Raw genomic sequence first — 12,797 nt, 5'->3', positions numbered from 1 at the left:
TCAGTGAATGAGTGTGCTCATCTCAAAGATGGGCAAAAGCACAGCCATGATGATAAAGCATACGCCACCGCCGAGCAGGAGGATCATGGCCGGTTCGAACAGGGCCGTGAGGATGGTCAACCGGCTGACCAGCTCGTTTTCCATCATGGCGCTGACTGAAAGCAGCATGTCGTCCAGGTTGCCGCCGGCTTCCCCGGCTGCGGCCATCTGGACCAGCAGGGGGGGGATGCGCGGTTTGCGGCCTAGGGCTAGGGTGAGACTGACGCCTTCCTCCACTTCCCGGCGCACTTCGGTCAGGTTTTGTTCCAAAACGACGTTCCCCAGGACCGGGGTGACGGCCAGCAGGGCCTGAGGAACCGGAATGCCGTGGCGCAGCACTGTGCCGAGCATCCTGGCGAAACGTGTCAGGGCGAATCCCGTCAGCATGTTCCCCACGACCGGGATGGCCAGTCGCATGCGATCCCAATACAGGCGTCCTTTTTGCGTACGCAGGGCGTGCCGTCCCGCCAAAATGCCCAAAACCGGCAACGCCAGCAGGACCGGCCAGGCGCGCTGCAAGAACTCGCTGCACTGGATCAGCACCACTGTGGCAAGGGGAAGTTCCTGTTTGAGATCGGCAAAAATCCGGGTGATGCGCGGTACCACGAAGGTCACCAACAGCAAAACCACACCCAACCCCACCACGAGCATGATAAGGGGATAGGTGAGGGCGTTGGCGAGCTTTCGCCGCAGGGCGAGCTGCTCCTCGGTGATGCCAGCCAGGGTGCCCATGACGATTTCCAAAGTGCCTGAAGCCTCAGCGGCGCGAACCAGGCCCACCTGGATATGGGGGAAAACACCTGGGTGCTCCTCCAGGGCCTGGGCCAGGGCCGCCCCTTCCTTGAGACGCTCCTCCACCTGGGCCAGGACATGGGCGAGAGCTTTAGAACGGGTCTGCTCCCTGGCCATGGTCACGGCTCGCAGCAAGGGAAATCCGGCGCTAAGGAGATTGGCCAGTTGCCGCAGAGTCACAGCCAGTTCCACCTTGCTTACCCGGCACAAGGGGAAAAAAAGGTGGCGAGAACCGGTGCGGCGGGCGCGCCTTATGGCCCCGCTCGCTTCCGCAACACCCTTGGGATAGAGGCCCTGGGCTCGCAGCCGGCGTAGGGCTGCGCCCTGGCTGTCCGCGCTGAGCCTGCCCTTGCAGGTTTTCCCAGCAGCATCGATGGCTTGGTACTCGTAGACGGGCATGATTTTCACTCACGCGGTCGGGGGCTACAAAAGGGCTGTGGCCCGATGCACTTCCTCGACAGTCGTAAGCCCGAGCAGGACCTTGCGGATACCGTCATCACGCAGGGGGATCATGCCTTCGGTCACGGCCAGTTGTCGGATAAGACGCATGTCAGGCGTTTCCATAATCAGCTCCTGCATCCCCTCGGTCATCTTGATCATCTCATAAATGGCGGTTCGCCCCTTGTAACCGGTATGCAGGCACTCCGGGCACCCCACAGACCGGTAGACACGAGGCGCAGGGCGCTCCTCTAGGCGCAAGCCGGCCATTTCCTCGTCGGACAGGACATCTTCGCGTTTGCAGGACGGGCATAGGACCCGAATCAGGCGCTGGGCCATGAGCACTCGGCAGGCGGAGGTGAGCAGGAAAGGTTCAATGCCGAGATCAAGGAGGCGGCTGACAGCCGTGGCCGCATCGTTGGTATGCAGAGTGGAAAAGACTAGGTGGCCTGTCATAGCCGCCTGGACGGCGATGCGGGCAGTCTCGGCGTCCCGAATTTCTCCCACCAGGATGACATCTGGGTCCTGGCGGACCATCGCCCGCAGACCGGCGGCAAAAGTCAGGTCGATCTTGGTATTGACCTGCATCTGACCGATGCCCTCAAGCTGATATTCCACGGGATCCTCGATGGTGAGGATGTTCCTGTTTGGCGAATGGATATGGTTGATGGCGGCATACAGGCTGGTGGTCTTGCCGCTGCCCGTGGGACCGGTGACCAGGATCATGCCGTGGGAAAGTGCCACCAAGTTCTCCATCTCCGCCAACCCCTCGGGCGAAAGGCCGAGCTCGCCCAAGCCCAGGATAGTGGCATTTTTGTCCAGCAGCCGTAGCACGGCCCGTTCACCCAGGGCGGTGGGCAGGATGGAAACGCGGATATCCACGTGCTGTTCCCCCAGGCGAATCTCAATGCGGCCGTCCTGAGGCAGACGTTTTTCGGCTATATTGAGACGGGCCATGACCTTCAAGCGGGAAAGGACCGGGGCCTGTAGACTTTTAGGGACATCCTCGATGGGATGGAGCACCCCGTCGAGTCGATAGCGCACCTTGAAGCCGTGTTGGCCGGGTTCGATGTGGATGTCGCTGGCGTTGTTCCTTATCGCCTTGAAGATTATCTGGTTGACTAGCTTGATCACCGGAGCGGCGCTTGTCTCGTCCAGGAGATCGCGGCTGATCCCATCCTCATTGGGGCTGTCAAAGGGTAGGTCCATCTCGTCGGCCATGTCCCACAAGGAAGCGTCTAGCCGGCCTTCAGCCTTGCCATAGGACCGGTTTATGGCCGAAAGAACGGTTCGAGCCGTCGCAAGAGCGGGTCGGACCGGAACGTCTCCCAGGAGATGTCGCACATCATCAATGATCTCAAGATGCAATGGATCGGCCACCACCGTTTCCAAAATCCCCTCTTGTCGCGCAATCACCACGGCCAAATTCCTTTTCAAGTAGGCGATGGGAAACGGTTCAACATAACGGAAGTCCAGCCAGGCGTCAGGAATGTTGGGCAGGATCTCCAATCCAAGGCGCGTGGCGAAAAAATCGAGCAGGCGGGTCTCGTCCACCTGCTTTTGTTCTACCAACAGCCGTCCTAAAGAGCCTCGATGGTGTTGATTACTCAAAGTTTCAAGGCTTCGTTTTGCTTCAGGTATATCAAGCCCGTTTTCCTCGCCAACGAGGGTGACGAGGTCGGGTAGAGGCAAGCCGACATCTTGGGCCTGCGCTGGGTCGGAAGACTTGAGGCGATGGGCGCGTCTCCAAGGTAGGCTCTTAACGAGGATGCCGGCCAGGATTCTTCTTTGGGGGAAATTCGGTCGTTTTTGGTTCCCCTTGCCCTTCGACGGGGACTTCGGAGGCGCTTGCCGGTGCGCGCTCGATGTCATGGATTTCCCGACACCTTGGCATCATCCCGGAACATCGGGTCAAGGAGGATAAGTGGCTTGAGCACAGGGTGAGCCCCTTCATTACCTGACATTTCGCTCGCCGGCATTGCTCCTGACCTCACGGGCACACCCTCGGTCCTAGGCTCCTCCACCTGGGATGCCTCTATGGCATGGGACAAGGCAGAGGCCTTTTCCTGGTGAATAGCTGCAGCTTGAGCCGGCGATTGAACAATCCGAGGGGTGATGAACACGTAGAGGTTGGTCTTCTCCCTGGTTTTGCTCTTGTGCTTGAACAGCCAGCCCAGGACCGGGATGTCGCTGATACCCGGGACATTGGAGAAAGAGTCTTGGTCGCTAACCCCCATGAGCCCGGAGATGACAATGGTCTGGCCGTCTTTCACCTGCACCGTGGTCTGGGTGGCCCGTTTGCGGGTGGTGGGCTGGAGGGAACCGGTATCCAGGGTTTCGGCTTTATCCACCCGGCTGACTTCCTGAAGAATCTTGAGTCGGATTGAGTCGGACTGCCCGATGTGCGGTGTAATCTTGAGCTTGGTGCCAACGTCCTTGTAGTCGAACTGCTGATAGGTGCGATCCTGCTTGTTTTGTCCTGAATCAGTTGCGGTCAAGTAGGGCCGGTTCTCGGCCACGGTGATGGATGCCTCCTCGTTGTCCAAGGTCATTAACTGGGGCGTGGAGAGGATATTAAACGTGTTGTTGCTCTTGCCATCGGAGATGAGGGCCTGAATGTTGGAGTAAACGAAATCGCCAATTTTTACGGGGAAGGTGAGCATCCCCACAGACAAGCCTCCAGGTAACGTTAAGCTGTTTTGGGTGCCGACCGAGGTGCTGCTGGATTCGAAGCCGCCGTAGACAAGCCCACCCTTTTTGTTGTCGCCGACGGCGTTCACTCGCCCCCCCGCGACCCAGTTGACGCCAAAGGTCACGCTTTTGTCCGTGGACACCTCCATGATGAGGGCTTCCACGAACACACCCCGCCTGGGACGATCCAGCTGGGCGATGATCTCGTCGAACAAAGGGAATTCTTCAGACGGGGCCATGACCACCAGAGTATTGGTGCCCTTGTCGGCGATGATTCTAACTCCTTCGGCGTTCAGCTCCTTTTTGGTAGTCCCTCCGGTCTTGGTTGCGTTCACCAATTCCCCAAGCTCCTTGGCCAGTTCCTCAGCCTCGGCGTTTTTCAAGTTATAGACCCGGTAATTGCCATTAGCCTTAAGGGTGGGCTGATCAAGTTGTTGGACAAGTTCCCGAACCTGCTGAATCTGGGTCGGGTCGGCCATAACGACTAGAGTGTTGGTGCGTTCGTCGGCAAAGACGCCAGGTATCCGCTTGGCCCCGCCTTTTTTCTGGGATTGTGTACTCCAGAACTCACTCAAGCGCTCGGCCAGCTTTTTGGCTCCGGCGTTTTTGAGTGTAAACACCATCAGTTTTGCCTGTTCGACGTCGAGACCTTTGATGATCTGTAGCAGACGTTCGATGTTGGCGCCGTAGTCGGTCAAAAAGATGGTGTTACTTGGGCCGTAGCCCGAGACAAGTCCATTGGGCGAGACCATGGGGGTCAGGATCGTGACCACGTCGGTGACATCGGCATTGGTCAGAGGGATGATCCGAGTGACAAGACGATGTTCATCGCCGGATTGGCCGCTTTCGGGACGGGTTTCCAGCCCCATGGTCTTTCCTTGTTTGGCCATGACGACCTTCAGTGCGTTTTTACCCGGGACGATGGTGGCGCCGTTGACCTCCAGGATTGACTGGAAAACCTCGTAAGCCTCCTTTGGAGTGAGTTTCTTAGGGGAAATCAAGGTGATGTCGCCCTTGACGTCGTCGGCGACTATGATGTTTTTCCCGGTGAGGTCGCTGATGAACCGGGCAAAGCTTCTGATGTCCATTCCTTCGAAATCCATGGTCAAGTCCCCGCTGAGCGGGGACTTGGCCGAGACGGAAGAAGGATGTTGACTGGCGGTTTTATTGGCGTCAGAGCCGGCAGCTAAGGTCGAGGTACATGCAAGGACAATCGAGCCCACCGCCAGCATGACAAGCGACAAGAGCCTCATCACTCTGGGCATGTCTGGTGTCCCTCGCCGATGAATGAGGTGGTTTTTTTTAGCCACGTTGGAGCCGGCATTGTCTGTCGAAATAGCATGTGGAAATAATTACTTCATACGGCAAAGATCCGCAACTACGTTGTCAGGATTAGAAAATAATCGCGATTTCTGCATGTTGCTTGCGAAAAGGGCAACGTCTTGGAAGGAGATGCTGTCTTCATCTTTGTTTTATATTGTGAATAATCGTTACAATATAAAGGCGTGGGTTGCTGGTAAGTATTGACCATGTGCATATATCTAAACACATTGCGGAAAAAAAGTGCGCCGCTCGTGAATGTCAGGCATCAAGAATTAGTGGTAGTAATTTATTTCATCAGGAAAATATTTGTCTATAAAATGGCGTATAGCGCATAAATATCCTTAAGGGTAAGAAATTACAATTTAGTAAACATTAGACTAGTTTCGAATATAAGATAGTTAAATAAAATTTGTAAACAACTAAAGCAATGGTGTGCATAACCACGATTATATTTTATAACACACTTTAAACCATCAGTTGCGGGCAGTTTATTTGACTTGTTTGTCGTAGATTTGATTTTGAAAAGCTATATAAAAAATGAGGATATTATTTCTACGCAATATATCATTACCACCAAGGATTCTTTGTCTTTATTGTTTTCAAGTCAGGAGGAAGTAATGGCTATAGTCATCCGTAATAATCTTTAAAATTTCTTACAATTGGTAAAGCAAGGTGTATATTTTGTTAAAAGTGTGTGTGTATTTGCTAGGTAAGGCAATCTGCATTCAATTTTTTGCTTAATGTTTGTTAAATATAAAGAAAATTAGGCGTGGTGATATACTTTGTTTGAATATAATCGTCCATACTATTTGTGTTGTGATGAAAATAAAAATTTTTAATCAATGTAATGTAGTAAAATTTTATAAAATTAAATAGCTTTTGCCGCGATATCGCGTGGTAGTATCAAGAATACTACAGGCAATAGGCGTATTCAACATATTCTGTGTCATTGCAGCCCGCCAATAATATCGCAAAAAAATAACCACTTAGAATAAAAAATACAGGTTTCATGTCGTAATTGTTTACAAGTAATCGTTTTCGATCTATCGATTATATAATTTGCTTCGCAAGTATTCCGTTCCGCGTGGCTCATTCATGGCCTTTTTCCAGAAGGGGGCATCATGTCGCGCCGTTTGTTGAGTCTTGCTGTTGGCCTACTCTTGTTCATTTCCGCGCTTTCCTCCCCAGTTCTGGCCGATACGATCGTATTTAGCAAAACCTACAAGGTCGGCTGGCCGACCATTGTCATTGCGCACGATGCCTTTTCCGTGGACGAAGCGCAGGAGGCGACGTGTGTTGTCACCAAGGTCGACAACGGCAAAAAGTTCAAGAGCGGCTTCCTCTGGTTTAACGACGAACCTCTGCTGCGCAACGATGATCTCAAAGGCGATAAAAGGGTTTACGAGATCCCGGTAACACTTAAGAAAAAAAATAATATCTGGATTTACTGGCATGGTGAAAAGGGGGCATCCGTTAGCGTCGAATTTCGTATTAAAAAGCAAGCCCTCCCTCCAACCGCGTCTCTCACCGTAGATCCCACGATAGTGACCGTTGGAAATTCCGCCACGTTGACCTGGACGACCCAATATGCTGATACCGTCACCATCGATAACGGTGTCGGCCAAGTCGACGCCAACGGCAGTACGACAGTCACGCCGACACAACCAACAACCTACACGCTGACCGCCACCAACGCGGTGGGTGAAACCACAGCCCAGGCCACCATCAAATTGCGAGCCGATGTCGCGGCCCAGCCGGAAGGCAGTTTCGGAGCGCAGTACCAGGACCTCATCCCCTGGGACACGAAACTCGCGTCCTACGACAGCAAACGCTTTTCCCTTGTGACGGGTCGCGTGCTCTCCGCTGCCGGCACGCCACTTGCCGGCGTGACAGTCTCGGTGCTCAATCATTCCGAATACGGCACCACGGCGACGGGTACGGACGGGACGTATACGCTGCCCTTGGAATCCAGCGGGACCATGACCGTCGCATATTCCATGACCGGTTACCTGCCGGCCCAGCGCACCGTCGCCGTTCGCTGGAATGATATTGCCGCAGTAGAGGATACCGCACTCCTTGTCCCGGATGACAAGGCGACGGCCATCGTCTTCAACGGCAACGCTGGTTCCGTCATGACGCATGAGAGCACACCCGTGACGGACGATTCCGGCACGCGTTCGGTGTCTCTGGTCTTTACCGGCGACAACAAGGCTTTCGAGGTGGATGCCTCGGGTAATACCGTGCGGGAGCTGACTGAAATCAAGGTCAGCGCCACGGAGTTTACCACGCCGCAGTCCATGCCGGCCAAGCTGCCGCCGACTTCGGCCTTCACCTGGTGCGCTGACATTCTAGTTGATGGCGCACAGCGAGTACGCTTCGAGAAGCCAGTAGTTGTATGGCTCAATAACTTTATTGGCTTCGATGTTGGAGCTGTCGTGCCAGTTGGGTATTATGATCTGGATAAAGCCGCATGGATACCTTCTGAAAACGGCGTTGTCGTAAAGTTACTTGATACTGATGGCGATGGAATTGTTGATGCTCTGGACGCTAATGGCGACGGAGAACCTGACGATCTTGATGGTGACGGCTCTATTCACAATGAAGTTGATGGCCTCTCTGATCCCACGCGTTACAAACCAGGAGATACGTATTGGCGAGTTAGTGTCTCGCATTTCACGCCTTGGGATTTCAACTGGCCTTCGGCTTCAGGTTCTGGTGACTCCGGCCCAAACCCTGCTCAACAACCTGGTGGTGATGGTGATTCAGATGATGATGATTGCAAGACATCTTCAGGTTCATCCGTTAGTAATAGGATGCGATTTCTGCATGAAGATATCCCCGTATCTGGGACAGGATTATTTTTGCATTACGCGAGTGATCGTGTCGACGGATATAAGCATGTTGTCACTCTCCCAGTGACCGATGGCACTTATCCTGCTGGGCTTAAAACTGTCACCGCGAGAATGCTTGTAGCCGGGCGATCTTTCTCCCAAATCATAGCGCCGGGACCAAGCAAAACCTTAGAATTTGTCTGGGATGGACTTGACTATTTGGGACTTCCGTCAAATGCTTCATATGCATATGTGGAAATTGGATATATATATGACGCATATTATTATTTGCCACAGAGCGGTTCGCAACAAGCCTTTGGGCAAATTGGAGAGACGGCAACCCCGTTTCTAGCTCGAAGCAGTAATACAAAATGGAAAAGTAGTATAGTTAAACTAAATCGATCAGATTTTAACTATGGGGGAGACGTTGCGAGCGGGTGGACACTATCTATCCATCATCGTATGAATCCACAGGATCTGGATATTTTATATAAAGGCGATGGGACAACAATTCAAAATTCTGGAAAGAATGTACATCGTGTTTTTATGCTAAACAACGGCACTTCAGGCCCGGAACTCGATTCAACACCACACCCAATCGCAGTATCCTCTGCGGGAAAACTTTATGTTGTCGATCGGAAGTCTCGTGTATTCCAATCAGAACTTGACGGGACAAATCCAGTATTAATCGCAGGCGGTGGAACAAAACAGTTAAGTACGACTGCGCAGTCAGCCCTGGATGTCTCGATTACTGTTGTTGGACCAATTCTCCCCGCTCCAGATGGGAGCCTATACATCATTAGCAGCCCTAGAATTCTCAAGTTAGATACCGACGGGATGATACGGATTGTCGCTGGAACCTGGTCATCCAATTATAACGGCGACGGAATTCCAGCCGTAACTGCCAATCTCAATCTACCAACAGGTCTTGCTCTCGACTCAGAAGGCAACCTTTATATTGCTGATCGAGGAAACAATCGCATCCGAAAAATAGATAAAAACGGAATAATAACAACATTTGCCGGAACTGGCCAAGGTGAGTCATATAATTGCATTCCTGAGGGTACTCAAGCCTTGAATCTCAATTTTTCACCTAGGAGTTTGGCTTTCGACAATGAAAATAGATTGGTTGTTACGACTTGGGTTGGAAAGGTTTTTCGAATTAATGCTTCTGGAACTGTGGAATCTCTTGTCGGATGCAATACAAGTGGTCCCTATTGGCCAACGCCAAATCTGCCCTTGAATAAGTATTCTACTTTTCATTCGACTGATTTGAAGATTGATAAAGACGGGAATATATATCTTGTTTCATCAACTAGTGGTTGTCAGAATTCTATATATAAAGTAGACTCGTGCGGAATACTGCATGCCGTTGCAGGTAGAGTTACTTATGAAACGCCAGATAATGCAGGATTTAATTTCGACATTCCTGCGTCGTCTTGGTATATTGCGGCATCTCCAAATGGAGATATCTATTACACTGACAACTTAAATGATCCAAATGTCAGCCGAATCATTCCTGGATCGTTTACAGTCAACGATGATAATGGGCAACGTTATGTTATGTCCGAGACTGGGCGGCATCTGCGCACGGAGGATCAGGAAACCGGCAAACCAATCTACGAATTTGGCTATGATTCAGATGGGAATTTAATTTCCGTCACAGATCAATTTGGCAGTGCCGTGACTATTCAGCGCGGAAGCGGGGGCACGCCCACGGCCATCGTTTCTCCGGATGGCCAGCGCACATCCTTGACCGTGGATGGATCCAAACGCCTCACTCAGGTTGCCTATCAAGATGGCGGCTCGTACGGATTTACTTACGACACGGCCGGCTTGCTCCTTACGGAGACCGATCCAAACGGCAATAATTTTAATCATGCGTATGATGCAAACGGTCGGGTGACCACAGTCAGCGATCCTTTGGGGGGGCTGTGGACTTACAGCAAAACGTTGCAGACAGACGACACCTTGTATGAGGAAACTACGGCCGAAGGATTGGTGACCTCCTACGAGGATCAGCATTTGGCTACCGGCTACTATTCCACCATCACCGACCCCAACGGCGGTGAAACCAGTTACTTCCGCTCCCCTGACGAAAAGCAAATCAAAAAAACGACCTCCTGCGGTTGGACCTTCAAGCTTACGTATGCCGACGACCCCCGCTTTTTCTATCCTTATGAGAAGGGCGAGACCAAAAGTACTCCCTCCGGGCTCTCCCGTGTCACCACATCCACAGTCGCCTATACTGCCGACACGGACGACACGTTGCAGTCCATCCTGCGCACGGTAACGGTCAACAGTAAGGCCAGTACCTTGCGCACCGACCTGACCGCCGCCACGCGCACGCTGACCACGCCTGTCGGCCGCACGGCCACTGTCACGTATGATCCAGCCACCTTGCTTACCAAATCCGTGGCCATGACCGGCCTTGCCGCCACGAATTTTACCTACGACGGTCGTGGTCGGATTACCGGTCAATCCGCCGGGACGCGTAGCATCACGACCACTTATGATTCCGCCGGCAACGTGGCCTCGGTCACCGATCCGCGCAACCTGACCACAAGCTTCGACTACGATGCCGTTGGCCGGCGTACGGCCATCCACCGGCCTGACAATTCGGTTGTGCGCTTTACGTACGACAAGATGGGCAACATGACCGTGCTGACCACGCCGGCCAACGTGCCCCACGATTTCGAATACAATGCCGTCAATCGCAATTCGGCCTATGACACGCCGCTGTCCGGCTCCTACGTTTACAGCTATGACCGCGACCGTCGGCTGACCAAAATCAGCTTTCCCTCGGGCAAGTCCATCACGCGTGCTTACCAGGATGCCCAGCTTGCCAGTGTGACCATGCCGGAAGGCACGGTCAACTATACGTATGAGCCGTGCGGCTCCACGGTGAAAAGCCTCTCGTTCGGCACGGAGGGCATCACCTATGGCCACGACGGGCCACTCGTCACCTCCGTGGCCCAGTCCGGCACTTTGGCGCAGACCATCAGCTATGCTTACAACAGCGATTTCAAGGCCAAGAGCCTGACCTACGCAGGCTCTGCCAATGCCTATACCTACGATAACGACAACCTACTCACCGGTTCCGGCGGCTACACCATTGCCCGCGACAGCCAGAACGGGCTTGCGACCTCGGTTTCCGGCAACGGCCTGACCGAGAGCCGGACGTTTAACGAATACGGCGAGCCGGACGCCTGGACGGTGACCGTGAGCAGCCAGGAGGTCGCCAATTACGCCCTGACCCGCGATGCGGCCGGCAACATCGCCACCCGCACCGAAACCGTGGCCGGCGAGAGCCACGAGTATGCCTACGCCTACGACAACGTGGGGCGCCTGACCCAGGTGACCAAGGACGGCGCCGTGGTGGAGAACTACACCTTCGACGGCCCGGGGACCGGTCGCACGTCCGAGACCAACACGCTGCGCGGCCTGACCAACCGGACCTACGCCTACGACGACGAAGACCATCTGACATCGGCCGGAGACGCGAGCTTCACCTACGACAAGGACGGATTCCTGACGGGGAAGACCGTGGGGAGCCAGACGACCGGGTACACGTATTCGAGCCGTGGGGAACTGCTGCGGGTGGACCTGCCTGACGGGACGGTGGTAGAGTACGTCCACGACCCGCTCGGCCGGCGCATCGCCAAGAAGGTGGACGGCACGGTTACCGAGAAGTATCTGTGGCAGGGCCGTACCCGGCTGCTGGCCGTCTATAACGGCTCCGGTTCTTTGAAACAACGTTTCGAGTACGCTGACGCCCGCCTGCCCGTGGCCATGACGGTTGGCAGCACGCGCTACTTCCTGGTCTACGACCAGGTCGGATCGCTACGGGCGGTGACGGACGCCTCGGGGAGCGTGGTCAAGACCGTCGAGTACGACAGCTTCGGCAATGTTATCGCCGACAGCGACGAGGCTCTTGCCGTCCCCTTTGGCTTCGCGGGCGGGCTCTTTGACACGGACACGGGACTGACGCGGTTTGGCTTCCGGGATTATGACGCCGATGTGGGACGGTGGACGGCCAAAGACCCGATCCTGTTCGAGGGTGGGGATACGGATCTGTATGGGTATGTTGTCAATGATCCGGTAAATGGAGTGGATCCAGATGGTCGATTACTTAACTATCTTGTGAAGAAGCTTTTTAAACAAATTGGGAAAAAGATTGGCGACAAGCTAGCTGGAGGAGATACTGATGAATGGCCAGAGCAATATGAAAAGGAACAATTGCAAAAGTATTTAGATGATGATAGCAACAAGGATCCAAACTCAGGTCAAAAAGATCCAGCAAACAGTGGCGATGGGGATGGTGATGATGCCGGCAAGGATAAGAATGGCGGGGGAAATTCTTGCCCTGATAAATAAACACCTATGACAAGGATTTTATCATATGAAAATTTCAACTAAGTTTAATGCGGCGTTGTTTTCTTTTTACATTTACTGTAATGCCTTACAATATTTTTTTACTGCTGACAACGAAATAAAAACTCCTTGGGATAGATTTGACGCCCTCTATCCAAATATGTCAATTGCCTTGGTCGTTATTTTTATAATAACAATAATAATCTCAGCCGTCGCAATTTTGAAGTATTTTTGGAATATATTCCTAGCAGATGTTTTCAAATTGCGGCAAATCGATTTCCAGGAATCACTAGCAATAGTTCAATTAAT

At 53.1% G+C, this 12,797-nt stretch carries 4 protein-coding genes; 1 reads left to right on the top strand and 3 read right to left on the bottom strand.

Going from position 1 to position 12,797, the window contains the following annotated elements:
• From DESFRDRAFT_RS21540 to gspD, 3 genes are all read right to left on the bottom strand, one after another.
• Window positions 1-1,230, bottom strand: a complete 1,230-nt coding sequence (locus tag DESFRDRAFT_RS21540) for a type II secretion system F family protein (RefSeq protein ID WP_005996174.1) — start codon at window positions 1,228-1,230, stop codon at window positions 1-3.
• A 24-nt stretch (window positions 1,231-1,254) separates the two neighbouring features.
• The gene (locus DESFRDRAFT_RS17505) at window positions 1,255-2,961 is read right to left on the bottom strand and encodes a GspE/PulE family protein (RefSeq protein WP_233489647.1); all 1,707 of its coding nucleotides are present in this window, start codon (window positions 2,959-2,961) and stop codon (window positions 1,255-1,257) included.
• A gap of 176 nt (window positions 2,962-3,137) precedes the next feature.
• Window positions 3,138-5,225 (bottom strand): type II secretion system secretin GspD, encoded by a 2,088-nt coding sequence (gene gspD / locus DESFRDRAFT_RS17500; protein ID WP_005996171.1) that lies wholly within the window; start codon window positions 5,223-5,225, stop codon window positions 3,138-3,140.
• 1,179 nt (window positions 5,226-6,404) lie between these two features.
• Between gspD and DESFRDRAFT_RS21535 the strand changes: the two genes are divergently transcribed.
• Window positions 6,405-12,491: an RHS repeat-associated core domain-containing protein gene (locus tag DESFRDRAFT_RS21535; RefSeq protein WP_081458510.1), complete on the top strand. Its 6,087-nt coding sequence runs from the start codon at window positions 6,405-6,407 to the stop codon at window positions 12,489-12,491.
• Window positions 12,492-12,797 lie beyond the last annotated feature (306 nt).

This window comes from Solidesulfovibrio fructosivorans JJ], from assembly GCF_000179555.1.
In the GTDB taxonomy this organism is placed as follows: domain Bacteria; phylum Desulfobacterota; class Desulfovibrionia; order Desulfovibrionales; family Desulfovibrionaceae; genus Solidesulfovibrio; species Solidesulfovibrio fructosivorans.
The sequence above is the reverse complement of the archived record's forward strand: the minus strand, read 5'-3'. Positions and strand labels throughout refer to the sequence as shown.

What these genes read in the sequence shown, in the direction of transcription:
- DESFRDRAFT_RS21535 (WP_081458510.1), top strand. Translation starts at nt 6,405, where the DNA reads ATGTCGCGCCGTTTGTTGAGTCTTGCTGTTGGCCTACTCTTGTTCATT.
- DESFRDRAFT_RS21540 (WP_005996174.1), bottom strand. Translation starts at nt 1,230, where the DNA reads ATGCCCGTCTACGAGTACCAAGCCATCGATGCTGCTGGGAAAACCTGC.
- gspD (WP_005996171.1), bottom strand. Translation starts at nt 5,225, where the DNA reads ATGCCCAGAGTGATGAGGCTCTTGTCGCTTGTCATGCTGGCGGTGGGC.